Source organism: Clostridium sp. B9, from assembly GCF_050509515.1.
In the GTDB taxonomy this organism is placed as follows: domain Bacteria; phylum Bacillota; class Clostridia; order Clostridiales; family Clostridiaceae; genus Sarcina.
Genome location: NZ_JBNWKA010000003.1, coordinates 2,314,367 through 2,338,560, shown reverse-complemented (window position 1 = coordinate 2,338,560; position 24,194 = coordinate 2,314,367). Strand labels below are relative to the sequence as shown.

Genomic DNA, 24,194 nt, shown 5'->3' with positions numbered 1-24,194 from the left:
ATTTTGGGTAATGAGAGTACGACGCAGGTACTGTCACATAGAAAGGATTTAAGATTTAAATTAGTGCTTGAAGGAGCTGCAATTGGTCTTTTAAGTTCTCTAGTATTAGTTTTAAATAGATTAATAGTAAATTACTTATTTCCTTTGTTTAAGAAGCTTTATGCATGGGCATCATTAAGCGCAGTTAATGTAATCATAGTTTTAGGTATTTTAGCAGTGCTAGGAGCTATAGTTGGATTCATGGTAAGAAGAGAACCTATGATCTCTGGTAGTGGTATCCCACAAGTTGAGGGAGAATTAATAGGAAAATTAAAAATGAATTGGCTAAAGGTTTTAGTCTATAAGTTTTTAGGGGGAGTAATAGCTTTAGGAGCTGGTTTATCACTAGGAAGAGAGGGCCCATCTGTACAAATGGGAGCTGCTGTTGGTGAAGGATTTAGTAACAGCTTAAAAAGAATAAATATAGAGAAGAAATATCTTATTACATCAGGTGCTTCAGCTGGTTTAGCGGCAGCATTTAATGCACCTTTATCAGGAGTTATATTTGCTCTAGAAGAAGTACATAAAAGTTTTTCACCTTTAGTTTTAGTATCAGCAATGGCAGCATCTCTAGTATCTGACTTTGTTTCAAAGCAGTTTCTAGGAATGAACCCTAGTTTAGGAATGGAAAATGTTCCTGTATTACCATTAAAGTATTACTGGGTATTAATAATACTAGGTGTTGTTTTAGGTGTTGGTGGTGCAATATTCTCTAAAGGAATTTTAAAGGTACAAAGTTTATATGGAAAGTTTAAAACTGTACCTGTAGAAGTTAAGGTTATGATACCATTTTTATTAACTGGTATATTAGGTATTTTTGCACCTATAATACTAGGTGGTGGACATGAGCTTATAATGGATTTAGCAACTCAAAACTTTACGGTTAAAATTCTTTTAGCCATATTATTAGTAAAATTTTTATTAACCATAGTAAGTTTCGGAGCAGGAACACCAGGAGGTATCTTCTTCCCGCTATTACTTTTAGGTGCAGTTATAGGAAATATAGTTGGCTTAATAAGTGTTAGTGTATTTGGGGTTCCAAATCAATATATAATAGATTTTATAATATTAGCTATGGCAGGTAATTTCGCGTCTATAGTAAAGGCACCTATCACAGGTATAATTCTTATTACTGAAATGACAGGTTCATTTGAACATATGTTAGCATTATCAGTTGTCGTTATAATATCATATGTAACATCAGACTTATTAAAGAGTGAGCCAATCTACGAATCACTATTAGAAAGATGGGTAGAGAAGGCTGGAGTAGAACCTGATGAAACAGCAAATAATAAGACTTTATTAGAAGTTGTAGTAGAATTAGGCAGTGATGCTTCAGGACATTGTATAAAAGATATTAGATGGCCAGAAGCTGCACTTTTAGTTGCTATAAAAAGAGGTAATAATGAAATTATACCTAAAGGATGTATTGAAATACACAGTGGGGATTATCTAGTTGTAATGGTGGATGAGAGTAGGGCAAGTTCTGTTTTAGAAGAAATTCAATTCTTAACATCTGCTAAGGAAGAACTTTAATAAAAATAAAGCTATGAATGTTTCATAGCTTTATTTTTTATGCATAAGAGCGTACTCCTTGAATATACTCTAATAAGTTTAATAAAATTTTATTTGGGAGGAAGCATGTATAGGATAGATGAATGGGCTAAAGAAGTCTACAACCTTTCAGAGGTAGGGGAAGTTGATGAGGAAATCATAAAAGAGTGTGAGAAAATATTAGAAGAGATTAGAGCTGACGAAATAAAGGTTGACGGTGAAACAGAGGGGCTATTATTAGAAGTTTGTGATAAGTATTCTAAAGAAATAGAGGAATAAAAAAAGAGTCTTTAAAAGACTCTTTTTATCTTTTGGTTGATTTTTTCTTTTTTCTTATTGAGTAGCCAAATGAACCAAGTGGCTTAGCATTAAGACCAAAATATTCTCCATGACTATATGCCATTAGGTCTGCTTTGCTAAAGTGGATTTTACCTTTTTCATCAATAAGACTTTCATCAACCTTTACATTTACAACTTCAAATAAGAACATATCATGAGTGCCTAGAGGTGTTATTGATTTAACTTTACATTCAAGGGCAACTGGAGCCTTATCTACAGATGGGGTTTCAATAGCTTCACCTTTACTTAATTCATATCCAAAGTGTTTAATTTTATCAATTTTTCTACCGGATTTAACACCGCAGAAGTCAACAAATTTAACCATGTCTTTAGATGGAAGATTAATTACACACTCTCCACTTTCTTTTATATATTCATGTGAAAGTCTTTCTGGTCTTATTCCCATAGCTATCATTGGAGGTTTTGTACAAACAGTACTTACCCAACCTACAGTGAAGGCATTTACTTTATCTTCTTTATTTTTAGAAGTTACAAGAACTACTGGAGTAGGGTTTAACATAACACTACCTTTAAAATTAACTTTTTTCATATGTATCTCCTTTTAACTTATATTGAAACTTTAATAAATTCTATTTTATAAATTAAGACTTTAAAATTATAACACGAAAAAAATATATGTAAAACAAATGAATTGTAATATATTTTTTTCGTATGGAGATAATATATATTATTGTTTTTTTAGAAAGGAATTTTTGTATGAGAAAAAGAGTTTTAAACATAGTAGGATTGATACTTATAGTAAATTTAATTTCTTTAATGTTTTTAAGTATAAATACTATTGCAAAAGAAAAGGGTGAATTTATTATATGCATAGATCCAGGACATCAAGAAAAAGGTGATAGTAGATTAGAACAAGTGGCTCCTTGGTCTGGTGCAATGAAGCCAAGAGTATCTTCTGGGACAGCAGGAATAGGAACAAAAAATAAGGAATATCAAATAAATTTAGAAGTTGGCATGATACTTAAAACTTTGTTAGAACGTGAAGGTTATAAAGTTATTATGACTAGAGAGCAAAACGAAGTTTCACTAAGCAATAGAGATAGAGCTGATATTTCCAATAAAGCTAAAGCAGACATAAATATAAAACTTCATTGTGATGGTTCTAATAATGGAGGTAAGAGAGGAGCATCTGTGCTTATTCCATCTTCAAAAACTAAGCCTTTAGAAAGTATATATGGAGAAAGTAAAAAATACGGTGATATATTATGTAAAACGCTTAAGAGTGAGGGAATACATGTTAATGGAGTCTTTGAAAGAGAAGATATGACAGGCTTTAATTGGTCTCAAAGACCTGTAGTAATATTAGAAATGGGGTTTATGAGTAACTGGGAAGATGATAGGCTTTTAGGTGATAAGCTTTATCAAGAAAAAATAGCAGAGTCTATATTAAAATCAGTAGAAGCATACAGGGGAAATTAAAATTGAAAATATATATAAAATGCTATATAAAACTTGATTTTAATCGTAAGTTTTATATAGCATTTTTTAGAGTTATTAACTATGTTTTAGTAATGAACATCTATTAGATGGAACTTTATATTATCGTTGCTCCAACCAAGATCAAAAGGAACTAACAATCTATCAGTATTATGACAAGTAACTAGAGGATAGCCTTTAGAATCTAATCCAGTTACAGTAGAAATATGAGTTATTCTTCCTCTTTTTTCATAGGCAACGAAATCTCCAGGCCTTAAATTATAAGCATCTTTATATATTTCAGAGTATTTTCCCTTAGCTATATAAGAAGCACGTCCGCTATAAACCATGTAGTTTTTAAATGCTTGAGCATTTACCCAAGCTTTTGAAGCTTTTCCATTTGAGTAATTCCATGTAGAATTTTTCTTGAATCCACCACCTTCATAAAGGATTTGAGAGGCAAAGTTTGCACAATCACCACCCTCAGGGTTGAAATCTGTGTAATTCTTATTATAGTTAAATCCTAATTCTTCATCAGCAGCAGCACCGCAATTAGAATGAGCGTAATCTACAGCTTTTTGAGTTCTTTCATCTAGTTCGTAAGATGGCTTTGTACTATTTAAAATATGAGACTTTATTTCATCAGATTTTATATTATTTAAATCAAGAGAGTCTGCAAAGGGATCTGTATACCATTCTTTGGTTAGGACATATCGACCATCTTCTTCTTTAAGATTTAAATAGTGATATGTTCCAAGTCTAAAAGTATTATTGGAGAGTGGGTCGTTTAAATAATAATATGTAAATTCTGTAGATACAATACATATTACTCCATAAAGATTCGGCTCTCTTTCTTTTACCTTTTTTACTTTTACTTTAGATTTTATTTCATTAAAAGCGACACCTTGTTTTTGAGACCAGTTATTTAGATATTTAATTTTTTTATTTTCACTTTCATAAGCCCAAAGACTAGGTTTTTTATCTAAGTCATAAAATTTTTTTAGTTCTTCTAAGTCATTATTTAAAACTGCTATATTTCTATTTTTAAATAGTTCATGAAGTATATCTTCAAATTTAACCTTTAATTCTTCGTTTTTAGAATTATCAGGTTCTTTTAAAAATGCCATAGCTTCTTCAGCATCTTTAGAGAGCGTGGTTATTGCTTTTTTATTAAAGTTAAAGCCTATGGAAAGAATAAAAGCCATTAGAAGTATCATTGAAGTAATTAAAATTATTTTATGTTTCTTTTGCATTAATTTCCTCCTGTTAAGACATAGTTCAATAATATATATGATACATAATAAGAAAAAATAATAATTTGAGAAAATATTAGGTTCATATATTGAGAAAACCTTTAAATTTAATAGGAATATTGTTAAAATTAGAAATGTAACAATGAAAGTAAAGGAGAATTACAAAGGATGAAGTTAATAAAAGGAAAGATTCCGTTTATAAGAAGTATATTTGGATGCTTTATTTTTCCGCTTGTAGTAGGCTATTTTTATACATATCTTAGACCAGATTGGTTTATTACTAATCAATTTATTGGTTTAACTGCAGGTATATTACTTTTAGCTAGAGGAGTTTTTGAACAAAAAGCGGCTAAAAATGATAGAAATGCAAAGTATAGCTATCTTGGCGGAGGAGCAATAATCTTATACGTAATAGCAAGAGCTATAGGAGTTTTATAATTAAATTTGTAAAATGAGATTTAACTTTAAAAATAACTTAGTTTTTGTTTTTATAAATAGTTAGTTACTTGAGTGGATAGAATTGCTAGTATGATATTTTATTTGAAGACCATACTATTATTGAATCTTTAATTAAGGAGGTCTTTAGATATGTTAAAGAAAAATGCTAAGCAAAGAGTAGAGGAAACATTAACTAGTTTAAAAGAAAACAAGTGTTCATTAGAGGATGCTCTAAAAACTGTTGAGAAGTCAGTTAATAAAGAAAAAATAGAAAATACTTTAGAAGCGGTTTCAAAAGCATGTGAATGTGCACAAACTACACTAAATAATTATCAAGAACAATAATAAAATCAAAAAGAAATGGTATAGAAAATCTATACCATTTCTTTTTGATTTTATTATTTAGGTTCTGTTTTAAAATTATGAATATTTTAAAATTAATAAATTAAAAGCTCTTTGGAAATAAATATATATATGAAGTTTTGACTAGCTTTTTTATAGAGGATAATTATGGTACAATTATTTATAAAACAATTAGGAAAATATTTTTCCATAGGAGTGTGAAACATGAAATTTAAAGAGAATAATAGTTATAGTGGATTTAAACTTTTAAACATAGAAAACTTAGATGAAATTGGGGGCGTAGGTTTAACTTTTGAACATGAAAAGACAAAAGCTAAGCTTATAAAAATAGTTAGTGAAGATGATAATAAGAGTTTTGCTATTGGATTTAGAACTCCGCCAGAAAATAGTACTGGGGTGCCTCATATATTAGAGCACTCAGTTTTATGTGGATCAAGAAAGTTTAATACAAAAGAGCCTTTTGTTGAACTTTTAAAAGGATCATTAAATACTTTCTTAAATGCAATGACGTATCCAGATAAGACTATATATCCAGTAGCTTCAAGGAATGAAAAAGACTTTATGAACCTTATGGATGTATATTTAGATGCTGTACTTTATCCTAATATATATAAGCATAAAGAGATATTCATGCAAGAAGGATGGCATTATTTCATAGAAAAAAAAGAAGATGAATTAAAGTATAATGGTGTTGTTTATAATGAGATGAAGGGTGCATACTCATCACCAGACTCAGTGCTTTATAGAAAGATTCCAAATACTATATATCCAGATACTTGCTATGCAATGTCATCAGGTGGAGATCCAGATGAAATACCAAATTTAAGTTATGAAGAATTTTTAGCTTTCCATAAAAAATATTATCATCCTTCAAACTCATATATATTTTTATATGGTAATGGGGATACAGAAAAAGAATTAGCATTTATAAATGATGAGTATCTAAAAGATTTTGATTATAAAGAGATTGATTCAGAAATAAAATCACAATCACCATTTGATAAGATGAAAGAAGAAAGCTTCACATATGGAGTTGCTGAAAATGAAGACTTAAACCATAAGAGTTTTTATAGCTTAAACTTTGTTATTGGAGACGCTACTGATGGTGAAAAAGGGTTAGCTTTTGATGTTTTAGCTTATCTTTTAACAAGAAGTACAGCAGCACCACTTAAGAAGGCTTTAATAGATGCTGGTATAGGTAAAGCTGTTTCAGGAGACTTTGATAACTCAACTAAACAATCAGCATTTACTGTTTTAGTTAAAAATGCAGAGCCTAATAAGGAAAAAGAGTTTAAAGAAGTTGTCATGAATACTTTAGAGGACTTAGTTCAAAATGGTATAGATAAAGAGCTTATAGAAGCTTCAATAAATAGAGTTGAATTTGAACTAAGAGAAGGTGATTATGGTTCATATCCAAAGGGGCTTATATACTACTTAAAGATAATGGATAGTTGGTTATATGAAGGAAATCCTTTTGTTCACTTAAAATTTGAAGAGAACCTTAAAAAGATAAAAACAGCTTTAACTACTAATTACTTTGAAGATTTAATAGAAGAATTTATGGTTAAAAATACTCATTCATCTCTTGTATCATTGAATCCAGAAAGAGGAGTAAATGAAAAGAAAGCTAATGAATTAAAAGAGAAATTAGAAAAGGTAAAAAATAGTTTTGGTGAAGAAACTTTAACTGAAATAATAGATAATTGTAAAAAACTTAAGGAAAGACAAAGTACTCCAGATAAGAAGGAAGATTTAGAGAGTATACCGATGCTTTCTTTAGATGATATAGATAGAAAAGCTAAGAGAATACCTAGTGAGGAAAAAGAGATTGAAGGGATAAAAACACTTCAACATGATTTCCACACAAATAAAATAGATTATGTTAACTTCTTCTTTAACACAAATAGCGTTCCTCAAGATTTAATTCCTTATGTAGGGTTATTATGTGATGTTTTAGGTAAATGTGATACTGAAAATTATGACTATTCTAAGCTATCAAACGCAATAAACATAAACACAGGTGGAATAAGCTTTGGATCTATAACTTTTGCTAACTTAAAAGAAAAGGATGCATATAGTCCGTGGTTAGAAATTTCATACAAAGCTTTAAGTAGTAAAACAGATAAGGCCATTGAACTTGTTGAAGAAATTGTAAACAAAACAAACTTAAATGATATGGATAGAATATCACAGCTTATAAGAGAAAAGAGAGCTAGATTAGAAGGTGCTATATTTGATAGTGGCCATAGAATAGCTATGAAAAAAGTTTTATCATATTGCACAAGTAGAGGTGCTTATGATGAAATGATAAGTGGGCTAGATTATTATGATTTCTTAGTTAATATTGATGATGAAAGTAAGAGAGAACTTGTTTCAGAAAGATTAAATATAGTTAGAGAGCTGATATTTACAAAAGAAAATATGCTTATAAGTTTCTCAGGTAAAGATGAAGAATATGGTAACTTTAAAATTAAGGTTAGTCCTTTAATAGAAAGAATAAGCGATAAAACTTTTGAAAAAGTTGAATATAAATTTGATTTAGGAAATAAAAATGAGGGACTTTTAACTCAAGGAAATGTACAGTATGTTGCTAAAGGTGGAAATTATAAATCTGAAGGGTATGAATATTCAGGTGCGTTATCACTGTTAGAAAGTATTTTAGGTTTTGATTATCTTTGGAATACTGTAAGAGTACAGGGTGGAGCTTATGGAGTGTTTTCAAATTTCAGAAGAGATGGAGGAGCATATATAGTTTCATATAGAGATCCTAACATTTTAGATACTTTCAAGGCATATGATAATATTCCAAATTATTTAGAGAAATTTGAAGCTAATGAAAGAGAAATGACAAAGTATATAATTGGTACTATAAGAAAATATGATCAGCCTATAAGTAATGGAATAAAAGGGGATATAGCAGTTTCATATTATTTAAGTAACTTTACTTATGAAGAACTTCAAAAAGAGAGAGAAGATATAATAAATGCTGATGAACAAGTAATCAAATCTTTTGCTCCAATGATTAAAGATATTCTTAAAGAAGATTATATTTGTGTAATAGGAAATGAAGAAAAAATAAAGGAAAATAAAAAATTATTTAATAGCATGAAGAAGGTTATTAAATAGCAATAAATTTAAGGCTGTACATTTATAATAGGTACAGTCTTTTTTTTATTTAATATGGCTTAAGTTAAATTTGACTTTAATAGCAAGAGGAACTTATTTAATTAAATGATTAAAAATAAAAAAAGAAATGTGATATAATAGTACTATTGCTAAATGGAAAGGGAGAAGGACATAAATGAATTTTGTTGCAATAGACTTTGAGACAGCTAATGAGAAAAGGAATAGCGCCTGTTCCATTGGGTTAACAATAGTCAAGAATAACAAGGTTGTGGAGGAAAAGTATTTTTTAATAAAACCTTGTGAAATGAGATTTCAACCTATGAATATATGGATACATGGAATAAGACCTGAAGATGTTGAGGGAGAAAGAACCTTTGATAAAATTTGGGGTGAAATAAAGGATGATATTGAGGGGAATTTAGTAATAGCACATAATGCAGCTTTTGATGTGAGCGTATTAAGAAAAACTTTAGATTATTATAAAATACCTTATCCAGAGTTTAATTATGCTTGTACTGTAGTTATGGCTAAAAATTATTACAAAAACTTACCTAATCATAAATTAGGTACAGTTAGTGAAGCTCTTGGCTTTGAGTTTTCACATCATCATGCTGGAGAAGATGCTAAGGCATGTGCAAACATATTAATGAATATATGCGAAGAATTAGATATACATACATTAGAAGATTTATCAGATAAAATGGCTATTAGAATAGGAAGTGTATATGAAGGTGGATACAAACCATCTGGAAGAAATGGTGAGTGTAGATATTTAAGCAAGCTTCAGGTTAAAAAGAAGGAGAGAAATGATGAGAGTTCTTTAAAGTGCAAGAATGTTGTTTTTACAGGACACTTTTAAGTTCTATGTCTAGGGCTGAAGCAATAGGAAATGTTATAAGATGTGGTGGATTTGTAGCTAGTTCTGTTAGCAAGAAGACAGATATTCTTGTAACAGGAATAAGGAATATATCAAAACTTAGGGAGTCAGAAAAAAGTCTTAAGTTAAAAAAGGCGGAAAAGCTTAGAAAAGAATATGAAAAGCTTAAAATCATAGAAGAGGAAGAGTTTTTATCTATGATAGAAAAGTAATAAAAAGCAATCTTAAAGTAAGATTGCTTTTTTTATATAAAAGAAATTTTACTTTAAGATTGTAATTTTTTAAATAAAATTAGGGACAGAAATTTAAGTAATCTCATAATATAGAAGAGGAGAGTAAGCTTATATAATGATAAGTTTATAAGTTTTTTTGAATAAAGAGAGAAGCATTAATAAAATGTTTTGTGATGACAAAATGATTTACTACTTACTAATAAGGTTTAAGAGAGCTTATATTTAAACAAATAAAAATCTCAAAGGAGGATTTTAAAATATGGAAGGTATTTTAATCTTAACTACTATATCTAATATAAATAGTAGAAGCTTTGACGTTGAAATGAATAAACCTTTTACAGGTGAAGAAGTTGTAAGTGTCTATCCAACAAATGATCCTGATGAAAAACTTCAAGCTAGAATAGTATTAAATACTCAATCTCAAGGAGAGTTATCAAGAAGTATAGTTATTGGTCCAGATGAGTATATACCAAATATAACAGATAGTTTATTGTTAGAGCCAAATCCAGCTTTAACACCAGATGTTTTATTACAAAATAATGTAGAATATACAGTTGAAATTGAAAGAGATGGAGAATTAGCTAAGGATAATTTTAGAGTAAACACCTACCCAGGTATAGTAGATTGTGTTGTGAATTCTTATGGAAACAGAATAATAACAGTTGATTTTAAATATCCATTAAAGAATTTATTAGATCGTAAAGAGGAATCCGCTACAAATGGAGATAAACATGATCATCTAACAAATCTTTATGTATTATATTATGGACTAGATGCAGAAGCTCCAATAGGTGGTGCTGCTGAGAGAGATTGGATTGGTTATATAGACGCTAAAACATTCTATGTTAACCCAGATCCTCCACCAAATGATTATACAGTATATCCATTTAGAGTTACTCTAAGTGCTGATGGTAAGAGACTTGAAATTCAAAGAAATTATAGTGGGATTCCTTTAGGAGAGCATAAAATAATAGTTAATTATGCTAAACAACAAAAGAGTTTAGATGAATATATAGTTGATTTTTCAGAAAATGAAACTCCAGTTATAGGAAAAGATTTCATAGTGACTAGAGATGCTATAGCTGCGAAGCCAATAGGAGTAGTATCTTTATCAAGAACAGAAGTTATAGTTAAATTTGATAAGCCTGTTATATTATTAGAGGCTGAGAAGAATGCATTAAAACTAGGCGAAAATCTTTTGGTTACTGAAAGTTATGAGAGATATGGATATGGATTTAATGAAATAAAATATACTTTAGATTCAAATAGTGCTTTACCAGTGGGAGAAAGTCTATTAACTGTTAATCCAGTAACAGATGCATCTGGATATAAAACTCAGGAAACTAATTTGCCAATAGTTGTTGAAGTTACTAAGCCAGAGTTACTTGTAGTTGAGCAAATTATAGATAATAGTGAGGTTGAAACTAAGATTAGATTGATTTACTCAGATATAATGAACACTGAAGTAAATGGAGACGTTTCAGTTATAAATAAAGAAAGATATCAAATATTTGACTGGAATAATGTTGAGAAAACAATAAATTCAGTTGAAACTAGAACAAGTGATTATGAGTTCTTAATGAAAACAGAGTTACTACCAGCAGGTATGTATAAATTAGTAGTTACAGATGTACAAGATGAATTAGGTACAGTAATAGATCCTAATCCAACAGAAAAAATATTTGAAGTAAAAGATTACTCAGTTCCTAAAGTTTTAAAAGTAATAGCTATTAAAGATGTTGGAGATGTAGTGAAAGGGGTAGGCCCAAATTCAACTTCTAATAATACTATGTCAGAAGAAGATAATGCAATAGTTATTATGTTTAATGAGCCTATGAATGTTGTTAATCCGCATTCTGCTGTGGAAGAAACTAATTATCTGCTTACAAATGGAACATCAGATACTGATTATAAATTAGATGATGATTCAGTTGCATTAGCTATGAAAGGGAATGAATGGGTAAGACTAACAATTCCTTACGGTAATGGAGTGCTTGATTATTTTACAATTAATACTGATACAGTTTCAATAGGATACTCTGATGTAAAAGAAGTAAAATATGTTACAAATGCATCAGGAAATATATATCCTTTATGTGATGTTAGAGCAATAGATGTTTTAGTTGATAAATTAGATATTACAGGAACTACAAATGATAAAAATAAAGTTTTAATAATATCAGATTCTACAGTTCGCTATGTTCATGATAGTGGTGTTGATTATGCTAAGAATATATTCTATTCAGTAAACAAAGAAGATTTCTTATTAAGAACAGTAATAGATAATACTGCTGCTCCTGGCGATGCTGCAAGATATGGAGAGACTTTACCAATTCTTTCTGCTAAACTAATAGATGATGTAACAGTAGAATTTACTTTTGCTAAAGGAAGCTTTGATTCGTCAACAATAGATTTAGAACTTTCAACTATAGAATATGAAAAAATTCAAAGCTTAGATGTTTTTGGCAAGAGAATACTTGGTCAAAAACACAATAATAATATAATAAATAAAGTTAAGTCAACATTAAAGGGCATAAGCTTAATAAAACTTGTTAATACTGACAATTTAAAAGAAGCAAATGGTGTAGCTTTAGTTGCAATGAAGTTTACTAAGGATTTAGCTACTATAGGAGATGATTTCACAGCTATAGTACAGGGAGAGAGTGCTATGCCAGTAGGAACTGATCCTCTTTTAGTTGGAGATGTTATAAGCTCAGAAACTGGTGTGCAAGAAATAATAGATAACACACCAAGTGATGTAGTTGTATTGAAAATTGGTGTTCCTGATGTAGTTGATAATAAGAGCGCACAATATTTCGTAAGCACAAGTGAAGCTAAGGGTGGAATTAAGACTTACGATACCAATAAGAATCCAATTGAAGAATTCGTAAATAAAAAGGCTAATGAATTAAAAGTAACTAATCTTAAGTGGGAATACAATAAAGATGAGGCTACAAATAAAACAAACTATGTATTTACTTTAACTTTTAATAAAGATGTCAAATTAAATACTGGTGATAATAGTGGATATACAGCTGTATTAGATACAACAGATGATAAGAACTGGAAGATTGATTTTGCTGCTGATGCAGGAACTTTAATAGGAACTTTTGACATTAGATTCTCAGCAGATCAAACTGGAGATCCAGCAGGCTTAACAGCTAGTATAGAAACATCTACAGAAGCTAATAAGTTAATAATGAAGGTTGAAGATAGTGATGCAGATGATGCAACTAATTTACCATCAGCACAAGAAGTAGGTTTATATACAGTATTTAAACCTTTCCCATTTAGTATAATCAGTGCTGATGATAAAGAATATGTTAACCTAGATTTCCAACCACCTTCAGAAATAGTATAATTTTATAAGCTTTAAATTTTGACTCTGTCCTTTAGGGCAGGGTCATTTAATTTTTTTATATTACTAAAAAATATTTACAAAGGAATTTAATATGCTAAAATAAGTTAGTAAAATTAATTAATTTATGTAATAATAAACTTAGTTAGTAATAAAAATAAATTTGATTAGTATATTAGAGGTGATGAAATGAATAAATTATTTACAGTTGGTGGAATAGAATTCTATGAAAAGGATTTTCAAGATGATATAAATGAATTTCAGGATATAATACCATTACTTCAAGATTTTCAAGGAGACTTAAAAATAGAAAAAATTCAATGCACAGATGAAAATGACTGTTGTTTTAAAACTAAAGAAAATTATATCTGTGAATTAGTAGGAGCTTTGACAGAAGAGGATGAGTTTTATACTATAAATGAATTAAGAAGCAATTATAATAAGTTTAAAGATGCTAAGTTATATCCTTTTGGAATACAGGTTTATAAATGCCTTAGTTGTGGAAAATGGATGATAAATTTGCTAGAGGAGTAAACTTAAATATATGGAAAAATTTAAGGTGAACATAAAAGAGATTGGTCAAAAATTTACTAGTGTAGCTACAAAGATTAAAGATAAAATCGTTAAAGAAAAAGATCCTAAAATAATAATAGGTATGCTTGTAGCAATAATAGTAGTAATAGTATTTTTATATGGTAATGTTAACAGTAAAAGAAGTGATGTTACTGAACAACTAGCTAATTCTTTGAACAAAGGCAATACAAGAGCATTACTTAATTTACTAGAAGAGGGCAACAATAACTTAGGAGTTACTAAAGAGGATTTAAGTCCATATATTGATTTTTTTCAAGAGGATAAAAATAGAATAAATAAGCTTGTATATGCTTTGAATAATGGAGAAGAGTTATATTCAACAAAGTTAGAATCTAAAAAAACTTTTTTTGGTGAAAAGTGGTATGTTGAAATTGAAAAGCAAAATTTAAATGTAATTTCTAATTTTCAAGATGCTAGTGTCTATTTAAATGGAATTTTTACTGGTACAACTAGTAGTTCAGGTACTTTGGAAATATCTAATAAAATACCAGGTTTATATAATGTTAAAGTTGAAAAACAATCATATAATTCGGATTTAAAAGAAGAAAAGGATGTTGTTTTTATGGACAATAATAAGGTTGATATACCTTTAAATGGTATTTTGGTTACTGTTAAAAGTACTTTTGAAGATGGAGAAGTTTACATAAATGGAGAGGATTCTGGTATTAAGGTCAAGGATTTTAAAGATGTAGGACCTTTTCCAAAGGATGGTACAACTTATTTAACCATTAAGTGTGAAACACCATGGGGAGAGCTTGATAGTGAAAAGGTATATGTAAAAGATCATCCTGAAATTAAGATAGACTTAGATTTAAGAAATACAACGGTTAGAGATGATATAGAGCATGTAGTTAAAGATTTTTATAATAGTGTTTTTATTTCTTTAAATTCAGAGAATAAAGATGATATAAAAAATGCAACTGGTGATGTTAGAAGTAGTATATATTCAAGTTTAAGTCAAAAGTATTTCTTCTTAAAAAATAATTACGATATAAGTGATTTGCAAATAAAAATGGAAAATAGTTCGATTGAACTTAATCATGGAGTATATGAAGCGAATATAGTTGTAAATGTATCTTATAAAATAAAGAAAAAGCTTCTAGGTATAGATATTAAGAGTGAAGTTAAAGAGAAAAACTTCTTTACTAAAATGAAATATGAAAATGGTAAATGGTTGGTTTATAATGTTCAAGATTTCTCATTGCCTGGCTTGGAAGAGGAAAATGGGACTAGTACAAATGAAGGTTCAACTAATCAACAATAAGAATTTATTAAACAAAAAAAACAGATTGTAGTACATACAATCTGTTTTTTTTGTTTAATAAATTCTTATTATAAAGTTATAGCTGCATCCAAGGCAACTTCCATCATCTTAGTGAATGTTGTTTGACGTTCTTCAGATGTAGTTTCCTCAGCTGTTATTAAGTGATCACTTATAGTTAATATAGTTAATGCATTAACTCCATATTTAGCAGCTAAAGTATATAGAGCAGAAGTTTCCATTTCTACAGCTAATGTTCCGAATTTAGCCCATTGCTTCCAAGCTTCAGGGTTATCATTGTAGAAGCTATCAGCAGTAAATACACTACCTACCTTAGGTTCATATCCTTTTTCTACAGCAGTATCGTATGCTGCTTTTAATAGTTTAAATGATGCTGTAGGAGCAAAATCTAAACCATTGAATCTAACCTTATTTATAGCTGAATCTGTATGTGAAGACATAGCTAAAACTAAATCTCTAACATGGACATCTTCTTGCATGCTGCCTGCAGTACCAACTCTTATTAGATTTTTAACACCATAGTCTCTTATAAGTTCATTAACATAAATAGAGATTGAAGGAACACCCATACCAGTACCTTGAACTGATATTCTTTTTCCTTTATATGTTCCAGTGAATCCTAGCATACCTCTAACATTATTGTAGCAAATTGGGTTTTCTAAAAATGTTTCTGCAATAAATTTTGCTCTTAAAGGGTCACCAGGTAATAAAATTGTTTCTGCGATTTGACCTTCTTTTGCACCTATATGAACACTCATAATAGTACCTCCTATTTTGTAAATGTTTTTATAAATAAATTTTAACATAAATAATTGAAAAATAATTAAAAAATTGAAAAAATTTAAAATTATTTTTGTGGTTAATAGTCATAGGGTGTGGTATATTATTAATAATAACTTTAAGGATAGTTATAGTTATTAGTTTTAATGTACTTATATACGTTAAGTAATTAAAGTTTATTAAGGTTATAGTATGATTAAAGTTTAATGAGGTGAATAATTTGATAAGTATAGATAGAAATATTATTAAAAGCACTCCAGAATATGAGAGTTTTGGAGAAAATCAATTTCCTTTAAAATATTTAACTGAGGAAGAAATTGAAGAATTAGGACTTAAAAAAAGTTGCTGTGCCAGCGGTGGAGGATGTCCTAAAAAGGAGCATGGAAGTTGTGGAGGATGCTCTAAAAAGAGTGGTGGATGTTGTAAAAAGTAGATAAAAGAAAAGCATACTCATTTGAGTATGCTTTTATATTTATATAAAATTATTTTTTCTTTTTCTTAGCAACTTCTATGTTTACAGCTCTTCTGTTAAGTTTCTTACCAGAAGATTTCTTTAAGATGTTTTGAACAGCCTCAGTATCAACGTTAGCGAAACAGAAGTTTTCTTTTATATCTATATCTCCAACTTGTTTAGGGCTTATTCTAGCAGTTTCTTTTAAGAAGTTTACAAGTGATTTAGGAGTTATTCCATCTCTTCTTCCGATTGACATGAATAATCTTGTTTCATCCATCATATCAGGTGACTCTATAGTGTTTGAAGTGTAATCGAATGATGATTCTTTATCAAATACTATTTTAAGAAGAGCAGCAGCAACATCAACTAAGCTATAATCTTCATCTAATTGAGTAGCTATTGGAATAAATCTTTGGAAATCTTCTGAAGCTTCTTCAATTGTAGTTTTTATGTTGTTTATAACATTATTATGTTTATTTTGGAATATTTCATCAACTGTTGGAACATCTTTTCTTGTTATTTTACTCTTAGTATGTCTTTGTATTTGCTTAAGCATTATGTATTCTTTTGGTGTAACTAAAGAGTAAGCCACTCCTTCTTTACCAGCTCTACCAGTTCTTCCGATTCTATGTACATAACTTTCATTGTCTTGAGGTAAATCGTAGTTTATAACGTGAGTTACGCTTTCAACATCTATTCCTCTAGCAGCAACGTCTGTAGCAACTAAGAAGTCTAAGCTTCCTTCTTTGAATTTTCTTAAAGTTTGAAGTCTATGGTTTTGGCTCATATCTCCGTGCATACCTTCAACCATGTATCCTCTAGCTTGCATTTTTTCTACAACTTCGTCAACACCCTTTTTAGTTTTACAGAAGATTATTGCAGCGTTTGGCTCATCAAAGTCTAAAACTCTACAAAGTGTTTCGAATCTATCTCTGTGTTTTATTTCAAAGTAGTATTGCTCAATTTTTGAAACTGTTAAAGAACTCTTTTTGATAGCTATGTGCTTAGTATCTTCTTTCATGTAGTTCTTAGCTAATTTCTTTATTTGTTGAGGCATAGTAGCAGAGAATAAAAGAGTTTGTCTGTCAGTTTTTAATGATTTTACGATCTCTTCTAAATCATCAATGAATCCCATGTTTAACATTTCATCAGCTTCGTCTAATACTAAGAATCCGATGTCGTTAAGTGGTAAACTCTTTCTTCTTATAAGGTCTAATACTCTACCAGGTGTTCCAACAACTATATCAACACCATTTCTTAATGCTCTTATCTGTCTATCTATTGGTTGACCACCGTATATAGGTAATACAGATAATCTTTCATGTTTTCCAAGTCTAACAAGCTCCTCGTTAACTTGAATAGCAAGCTCTCTAGTTGGTGCTAAAATAAGTGCTTTAGGAGTTTTTTTCTTTCCTGAGAAATCCGCATTGTTTATTATAGAGCATCCAAAAGCAGCTGTTTTACCAGTACCAGTTTGAGCTTGACCGATTATATCGTGTCCTTCTAGGGCTACAGGAATACTCTCAGCTTGTATTTGGGATGGTTCTTCAAATCCCATATCTTTTATAGCTTTAAGTAAGCTTTCCTTAAGACCTAAGTCATCAAATTTTATATTGTTCATTCTTTATCCTCTTTCTTTTTCGTATTTTTAGTTTTTTAAAATTTATTTTATTTTTAAAATTCTCGCAATCAAACAAAGCTTATCATATCATAGTATCTCCATATAAGCAAATGGTATTATTTAAAATAAAAATTAAAAAAGTTTATTTAATGGTTTACTATAAGTTATAATAAGAGGGAATAAAAAGAGAGGAGATAATTAGAGTTGAAAGTAGGCATTTCTTCGGCATGTTTTTATCCAGATTTTGAACTAGAAAAATCAATTGAAACTATGAAAACTTTGGGGTTTGATTTTGGGGAAATATTTCTTAATACTTACTCTGAATATAATGAAAAATTTTTAGAAAAATTATTAGAAGAAAAAGTCAATAACAATTTTGACATAACATCTGTACATTTTTTTTCATCGATGTATGAACCATATCTATTTGATGATTATAAGAGAAGAAGAAAGGATGCTTTAAAGGTTTTTAAAGAGATTTGTCAGGCAACAAATAAATTAGGAGCTAAATCATATACGTTCCATGGGATGAGAAAAAAAGAACTTGATAGTATAAATAAGAAAGAAATTTTAGATATATATAATGAACTTTCTTATATAGCAAGAGAAAATAATATATATTTATCACAAGAAAATGTTTCTTGGTGTATGTCATCAGATTTAGAGTTTTTAAAATATATTAAAGAAAATATAAAATATGATCTTAGATATACATGTGATATTAAGCAAGCTTACAAAATAAACAAAAATCCATTAGAATATTTAGATGTTATGGGAGAAGAACTTATAAATTTTCATATAAATGATAGGGATGAAAAAAATATCTGTTTATTACCTTTTAAGGGTGAGGTGGAATATGAACCTATAATAGAGAAGCTAAAAGAAATAAAATATGATGGTCCTTTAATAATAGAAGTTTATCGTAATAACTTTAAAAAATATGAGGAATTAAAAGATATTAAATATTTTCTAGAAAAAAAGCTACTATTATGATAAAATGTATAAATGTAAGAATAAAATTAAAGAAATATTTGATAAAAAAAGAAATTATATGTTATAATTGCCTAGTTAATTCATATAGCTATGAATTTAGAAGGCTATTTACAGGAGGAATATACAATGGAAGCTAAAATGAACAAAATAGACACAAATGTTGTTGAATTAGAAATCAGAGTTGATGCTAAAGACTTTAATGAGGCATTAAAGAAGTCTTACAATAAAAACGCAAAAAACTTTAACATACCAGGATTCAGAAAAGGAAAAGTTCCAATGAATATGGTTAAGAAATTCTATGGAGTAGAAGTATTATTTGATGATGCAATCAACACTTGCATAGATAAAACTTACGGAGAGGCTTTAGAAGCTAACGATGTAAAACCAGTTGACTACCCACAAATCGAAGTAGTTGAAGTTGGAGAAGGAAAAGACTTAGTTTACAAAGCTAAAGTTACAACTTATCCAGAAGTTACTTTAGGAGACTACAAAGGATTAGAAGTTGAAGAAGTTTCATACGAAGTAAAAGAAGAAGATATAGAAAAGCAATTAGCTGATATGCAAGCTAGAAATGCTAGAGTAGAAGTTAAAGAAGAAGGAACAGTTGAAAATGGAAACATAGCTGTTATAGACTTCAAAGGATTCATCGGAGACGAAGCATTCGAAGGTGGAGAAGGTCATGATTACCCATTAGAAATAGGTTCAGGAAGCTTCATAGATAACTTCGAAGAGCAATTAATCGGATTAAAAGCTGGAGAGAGCAAAGATGTTGTAGTTACTTTCCCAGAAGCTTACGGAAAAGAAGATTTAAACGGAAAAGAAGCTAAGTTTGAAGTAACTGTTAAAGAAATCAAAGTTAAAGAAATGCCAGCTTTAGATGATGAGTTTGCTAAAGAAGTTTCAGAGTTCGATACTTTAGAAGCATTAAAAGCTGATTTAAAAGAGAAAGCTGAAAAAGCTAACGAGTTAAGAGCTAAGAGAGAAATGGAAGAGAAAGTTATAAACGCTGTAGTTGATAATGCAACTGTAGAAATTCCAGAAGCTATGGTAAATAGAGAAGTTGAAAACATGGTAAGAGACTTAGAAATGAGATTAGGACAACAAGGACTAAGCTTAGAGCAATACTATGAGTTCACTGGAAGCACAGAAGACAAAATGAAGTCTTACATGAAAGAAAATGCTGAGAGAAAAGTTAAAACTGACTTAGTTATGAATGCTATAACTGCAGCTGAAGCTATAGAAGCTACTGAAGAAGAATTAAAAGCAAAAGCTGAAGAAGTTGCTAAAATGTACTCAAACGGAGCAGAATCAGAGAAAATGGTTGATTTACTATTAAATGCTCAAAAAGCTGCTTTAGAGTTAGATGTTAAAAGAGAAAAAACTTTAAAAATGTTATTTGAATCTTTAAAATAATATAATATAAAACTTTCAGATAATTGCCAGGAAGTATTTCTTGGCAATTATTTTAGAATTAGAAGTTTGTTTTAAAGAATATTTAATTAACAAAAGGCAATTTTTTTTATATAATAATTATGATAATGTATGTTTTTGCAATAAATATGGCAATATTATAATTAGAGTTTTTAAAAGGAGGGAATTTCATGAGCAATTTAGTACCTATGGTAGTTGAACAAACAAGCAAAGGTGAAAGAAGTTACGATATATTCTCAAGATTGTTAAAAGATAGAATAATAATGTTAAGTGGAGAGGTAAATGATGTTTCAGCTAACCTTGTTGTTTCACAGTTATTATTCTTAGAAAGTGAAGACCCAGATAAAGATATATATCTTTACATAAATTCGCCAGGTGGTTCTATAACTTCAGGAATGGCAATTTATGATACTATGCAATATATAAAACCAGATGTATCTACAATATGTGTAGGTATGGCAGCTTCAATGGGAGCATTCTTATTATCTTCAGGGGCTAAAGGAAAGAGATTTGCTTTACCTAACGCTGAGATAATGATACATCAACCTTTAGGTGGTTTCCAAGGGCAAGCAACTGATATAGATATTCATGCTAAGAGAATATTAAGAATTAAGGACAAATTAAATCAAATATTAAGCGAGAATACAAATCAACCTCTTGACAAAATAAAGGTAGATGTTGAAAGAGATTATTTCATGGAAGCATCAGAGGCTGTAGAATATGGATTAATAGATAAAGTTATAGAAAGAAAATAATCTTTTCTACAACTTGAATCTCATTGAAAGTTGAGGTGGATAAGATGGGAAAATTTGAAGATAAAAAGCAATTAAGATGTTCTTTTTGTGGTAAAAACCAAGAACAGGTTAAGAGATTAATCGCAGGTCCTGGTGTATATATATGTGATGAATGTATAGAACTTTGTTCAGAAATCATAGAAGATGAATTTGAAGGAACTACAGCATCATCACCAGTTGACTCAAGTAGTCTTCCAAAACCACAAGAGATAAAAGAATATTTAGATCAATATGTAGTTGGCCAAGAGAGAGCTAAAAAATCTTTAGCAGTAGCAGTTTATAACCACTACAAAAGAATAAATGCTAATAAAGCAGAAGATGATGTTGAACTTCAAAAGAGTAATATACTTTTATTAGGACCTACAGGTTCAGGTAAAACTTTACTGGCACAAACTCTTGCTAAAATGTTAAATGTACCATTTGCTATAGCAGATGCTACTACTTTAACAGAGGCAGGATATGTTGGAGAAGACGTTGAAAATATACTTTTAAAGCTTATCCAAAATGCTGATTATGATGTAGAGAAAGCTGAAAAAGGTATTATATATATAGATGAGATTGATAAGATTGCAAGAAAATCAGAAAATCCATCTATTACAAGAGATGTTTCAGGAGAGGGTGTTCAACAAGCCTTACTAAAAATATTAGAAGGTACAACAGCTTCAGTTCCACCACAAGGTGGTAGAAAACATCCGCATCAAGAGTTTATACAAATAAACACTTCAAACATATTATTCATATGTGGTGGAGCATTTGATGGAGTAGATAAGATAATAGAAAAAAGAGGAACTAAGAGTTCTATAGGATTTGGTGCTGACGTTAAGGGCAAGAATGAGAAAAACGTTGGAGAGCTTTTAAAAGAAATAATGCCTGGAGATTTATTGAAATTTGGTTTAATTCCAGAGTTTGTAGGTAGATTACCAGTTTTAGTAACTTTAGAAGCTTTAGATAACGAGGCTCTTGTAAGCATTTTAACTAAGCCTAAGAATGCTCTAGTTAAACAATACAAGAAGTTATTTGAACTTGATAATGTTAAGCTAGACTTTACTGAAGATGCTTTAAAAGCTATTGCTGATGAAGCTATCGAAAGAAAAACTGGTGCTAGAGGTTTAAGAGCTATAGTTGAAGAGACTATGATGGATATAATGTTTGAAATACCATCAGAAGAAAGTATAGTTAAGACAACTATAACTGGTGAAACTATAAAAGATAAAAAGGCACCAGAAGTTGAGAAGCTTCCAGAAGGTGAAGTTAGACCAACTCTAAAAACTGAAAAAAAGGTTAAAAGCAGAAAAGATATAGAAACTGCTTAATATTAAAAGATGCGTACTAGTATGCATCTTTTTTATTTTTATAATGGTTTTTTTGGAATATCATCACAGAAATAAGTAAATACTAACCCTAAAGATGGGAGGTATTAAAGATGAATCAATATACTTTTATAATGTTTTTACAATTAGTAATGTCAGTGGTGTTCTTTATTTATATGAAAAATTCTTTTGCTAGCAGGAGTAAAAATAATACGGCTTTAGAAAAAGAAAATGAGAAGGAACTTGAGAAGTTAAATAAGCTTAGAACGATAAAGCTTACTGAACCATTAACAGAAAAAAGTAGACCAAGTGAGTTAAGTGAAATAATAGGGCAAGAAAAGGGAATAAAAGCTTTAAAAGCTGCACTTTGTGGTCCAAATCCACAACATGTGATAATATATGGGCCGCCAGGAGTAGGAAAAACAGCTGCAGCCAGAATTATATTAGAAGAAGCTAAGAAAATGGTATGTTCTCCTTTTAATAAAGAGTCAAAATTTGTAGAGATTGATGCAACTACATTAAGATTTGATGAAAGAGGAATAGCGGATCCGTTGATTGGGTCTGTACATGATCCAATATATCAAGGGGCAGGATCTTTAGGGGTAGCAGGAGTGCCGCAACCTAAGCCAGGAGCTGTAACAAAGGCTCATGGGGGGATGTTGTTTATAGATGAAATTGGAGAACTTCATCCTATAGAGTTAAACAAATTGCTAAAAGTTCTAGAAGATAGAAAAGTATTTTTAGATTCAGCATATTATAGTTCAGAAGACCCTAATACACCAAGATATATAAAAGAAATATTTGATAATGGACTTCCAGCTGATTTCAGACTTATAGGAGCTACAACAAGAAGTCCAGAGGAAATAGTACCAGCTATACGTTCAAGGTGTGTTGAGATATTCTTTAGAGGATTAAATAGAGAAGAAATAAGGACAATAGCTTCCAATTCTGCAAATAAGGTTGGATATAAAATAAGTGATGAAGGGTTAGATATAGTATCTAATTATTGTTCAAATGGTAGAGAGGTTATAAATTTAATTCAACTATGTTCTGGTTTAGCAATTAATGAAAGTAGGGATTACATAAAAGAAAGTGATATATATTGGGTTATAGAAAATAGTCAGTATAGTCCAAGAATGGAAAGAGTGATAAATGATAAACCAGAGATTGGATATGTAAATGGGCTAGCTGTCTATGGTGCTAATAACGGAGCGTTAATGGAAATTGAGGCAACAGCTAAAGTTTCAAAGAGTAGTAATGGAAATATAAAAATTACAGGAATAGTAGATGACGAAGAACTTGGTGGTGGTGATAAAAAGATAAAAAGAAAAAGTACAGCATACTGTTCAGTTCAGAATGTTCTGACTGTTTTAGATAATATATTTGATTTGAATTCTAGAGAGTATGATATACATGTTAATTTCCCAGGAGGAATACCTGTGGATGGGCCATCAGCAGGGATAAGTATAGCTACTGCAATATATAGTGCTATAAAAGGAATACCTGTTAGTAACAAGGTAGCAATGACTGGAGAAATATCAATAAAAGGAAAAGTTAAGCCTATAGGAGGCGTAAATGCTAAGATTGCAGCAGCTAAAAGGGCAGGAGCAGAAATTGTTATTGTACCAAAAGAAAATTTAAGTAGTGTTACAAAAGATATAGATGGAATAAATATTATTGGGGTTAAAAGTATAAATGAAGTGTTGAATTTAGCATTAATAAGAGAAGAAAGTATTAAAAATGAAGAATTTATCATTCAAGATAATACAGCATTTTTAGGTGCTAATGCTTTAAATGCAGAAGGTGCACAAAAAGGAATTTAATAAAATAAAAAGTATTCTTAATGGACTGTCAATAAATTAGGCAGTCTTTAAGTTTTTATGAGGATATTTAAGGTTGAAAAAAAGTTATAATATGT

19 protein-coding genes and 1 pseudogene are annotated in these 24,194 nt (G+C 29.7%); 16 read left to right on the top strand and 4 right to left on the bottom strand.

Annotation, left to right across the window (positions count from 1 at the left end; genetic code table 11):
- Window positions 1-3: 3 nt before the first annotated feature.
- Window positions 4-1,575 (top strand): chloride channel protein, encoded by a 1,572-nt coding sequence (locus ACQZHJ_RS10420; RefSeq protein ID WP_430485489.1) that lies wholly within the window; start codon window positions 4-6, stop codon window positions 1,573-1,575.
- A gap of 105 nt (window positions 1,576-1,680) precedes the next feature.
- Window positions 1,681-1,872 carry a hypothetical protein gene (locus tag ACQZHJ_RS10415; protein WP_430485488.1) on the top strand — a complete coding sequence of 64 codons (192 nt, stop codon included), beginning with the start codon at window positions 1,681-1,683 and terminating at the stop codon, window positions 1,870-1,872.
- 25 nt (window positions 1,873-1,897) lie between these two features.
- On the opposite strand, the gene ACQZHJ_RS10410 is transcribed toward ACQZHJ_RS10415, so the two are convergent.
- Window positions 1,898-2,482: a flavin reductase family protein gene (locus ACQZHJ_RS10410; protein ID WP_430485487.1), complete on the bottom strand. Its 585-nt coding sequence runs from the start codon at window positions 2,480-2,482 to the stop codon at window positions 1,898-1,900.
- A 167-nt stretch (window positions 2,483-2,649) separates the two neighbouring features.
- Here ACQZHJ_RS10410 and ACQZHJ_RS10405 point away from each other — a divergent pair, with 167 nt between their 5' ends.
- On the top strand, window positions 2,650-3,372 hold the full coding sequence (locus tag ACQZHJ_RS10405) for an N-acetylmuramoyl-L-alanine amidase (protein ID WP_430485486.1): 723 nt from the start codon (window positions 2,650-2,652) through the stop codon (window positions 3,370-3,372).
- 86 nt (window positions 3,373-3,458) lie between these two features.
- Here ACQZHJ_RS10405 and ACQZHJ_RS10400 read toward each other — a convergent pair whose 3' ends face one another.
- Window positions 3,459-4,622 carry an amidase domain-containing protein gene (locus ACQZHJ_RS10400; RefSeq protein WP_430485485.1) on the bottom strand — a complete coding sequence of 388 codons (1,164 nt, stop codon included), beginning with the start codon at window positions 4,620-4,622 and terminating at the stop codon, window positions 3,459-3,461.
- Between the two features lie 168 nt (window positions 4,623-4,790).
- On the opposite strand from ACQZHJ_RS10400, the gene ACQZHJ_RS10395 reads away from it, so the two are divergent.
- The 7 genes and pseudogenes from ACQZHJ_RS10395 to ACQZHJ_RS10365 all read left to right on the top strand — a co-directional run bounded on the left by ACQZHJ_RS10395 (window position 4,791) and on the right by ACQZHJ_RS10365 (window position 14,875).
- Entirely contained in the window at window positions 4,791-5,060 is a 270-nt protein-coding gene (locus ACQZHJ_RS10395) for a hypothetical protein (RefSeq protein ID WP_430485484.1), read from the top strand.
- Window positions 5,061-5,210: 150 nt separating this feature from the next.
- Entirely contained in the window at window positions 5,211-5,405 is a 195-nt protein-coding gene (locus tag ACQZHJ_RS10390; RefSeq protein ID WP_430485483.1) for a hypothetical protein, read from the top strand.
- A gap of 222 nt (window positions 5,406-5,627) precedes the next feature.
- On the top strand, window positions 5,628-8,549 hold the full coding sequence (locus ACQZHJ_RS10385; RefSeq protein WP_430485482.1) for an insulinase family protein: 2,922 nt from the start codon (window positions 5,628-5,630) through the stop codon (window positions 8,547-8,549).
- 175 nt (window positions 8,550-8,724) lie between these two features.
- Window positions 8,725-9,638, top strand: a pseudogene (locus ACQZHJ_RS10380) (exonuclease domain-containing protein).
- A 280-nt stretch (window positions 9,639-9,918) separates the two neighbouring features.
- Window positions 9,919-13,020, top strand: a complete 3,102-nt coding sequence (locus ACQZHJ_RS10375) for a hypothetical protein (RefSeq protein WP_430485481.1) — start codon at window positions 9,919-9,921, stop codon at window positions 13,018-13,020.
- A gap of 186 nt (window positions 13,021-13,206) precedes the next feature.
- Window positions 13,207-13,551 (top strand): hypothetical protein, encoded by a 345-nt coding sequence (locus ACQZHJ_RS10370; RefSeq protein ID WP_430485480.1) that lies wholly within the window; start codon window positions 13,207-13,209, stop codon window positions 13,549-13,551.
- Window positions 13,552-13,561: 10 nt separating this feature from the next.
- The gene (locus ACQZHJ_RS10365) at window positions 13,562-14,875 is read left to right on the top strand and encodes a TcaA 3rd/4th domain-containing protein (RefSeq protein ID WP_430485479.1); all 1,314 of its coding nucleotides are present in this window, start codon (window positions 13,562-13,564) and stop codon (window positions 14,873-14,875) included.
- Window positions 14,876-14,943: 68 nt separating this feature from the next.
- On the opposite strand, the gene deoD is transcribed toward ACQZHJ_RS10365, so the two are convergent.
- Complete coding sequence (deoD, locus tag ACQZHJ_RS10360) at window positions 14,944-15,651, bottom strand: purine-nucleoside phosphorylase (protein WP_430485478.1); 708 nt, start codon at window positions 15,649-15,651, stop codon at window positions 14,944-14,946.
- Window positions 15,652-15,893: 242 nt separating this feature from the next.
- Here deoD and ACQZHJ_RS10355 point away from each other — a divergent pair, with 242 nt between their 5' ends.
- Window positions 15,894-16,106 carry a hypothetical protein gene (locus ACQZHJ_RS10355; RefSeq protein ID WP_430485477.1) on the top strand — a complete coding sequence of 71 codons (213 nt, stop codon included), beginning with the start codon at window positions 15,894-15,896 and terminating at the stop codon, window positions 16,104-16,106.
- Between the two features lie 49 nt (window positions 16,107-16,155).
- Here ACQZHJ_RS10355 and ACQZHJ_RS10350 read toward each other — a convergent pair whose 3' ends face one another.
- The gene (locus tag ACQZHJ_RS10350; protein WP_430485476.1) at window positions 16,156-17,748 is read right to left on the bottom strand and encodes a DEAD/DEAH box helicase; all 1,593 of its coding nucleotides are present in this window, start codon (window positions 17,746-17,748) and stop codon (window positions 16,156-16,158) included.
- A gap of 204 nt (window positions 17,749-17,952) precedes the next feature.
- Between ACQZHJ_RS10350 and ACQZHJ_RS10345 the strand changes: the two genes are divergently transcribed.
- The 5 genes from ACQZHJ_RS10345 (at window position 17,953) to lonB (ending at window position 24,099) form a co-directional block, all read left to right on the top strand.
- Window positions 17,953-18,741: a sugar phosphate isomerase/epimerase family protein gene (locus tag ACQZHJ_RS10345; RefSeq protein ID WP_430485475.1), complete on the top strand. Its 789-nt coding sequence runs from the start codon at window positions 17,953-17,955 to the stop codon at window positions 18,739-18,741.
- Between the two features lie 126 nt (window positions 18,742-18,867).
- A complete protein-coding gene (tig, locus tag ACQZHJ_RS10340; protein ID WP_430485474.1) occupies window positions 18,868-20,154 on the top strand; it encodes a trigger factor in 1,287 nt (428 codons plus the stop codon).
- Window positions 20,155-20,342: 188 nt separating this feature from the next.
- Entirely contained in the window at window positions 20,343-20,927 is a 585-nt protein-coding gene (gene clpP / locus ACQZHJ_RS10335; protein WP_430485473.1) for an ATP-dependent Clp endopeptidase proteolytic subunit ClpP, read from the top strand.
- A gap of 44 nt (window positions 20,928-20,971) precedes the next feature.
- Complete coding sequence (gene clpX / locus ACQZHJ_RS10330; protein WP_430485472.1) at window positions 20,972-22,279, top strand: ATP-dependent Clp protease ATP-binding subunit ClpX; 1,308 nt, start codon at window positions 20,972-20,974, stop codon at window positions 22,277-22,279.
- Between the two features lie 110 nt (window positions 22,280-22,389).
- Complete coding sequence (gene lonB / locus ACQZHJ_RS10325; RefSeq protein WP_430485471.1) at window positions 22,390-24,099, top strand: ATP-dependent protease LonB; 1,710 nt, start codon at window positions 22,390-22,392, stop codon at window positions 24,097-24,099.
- Window positions 24,100-24,194 lie beyond the last annotated feature (95 nt).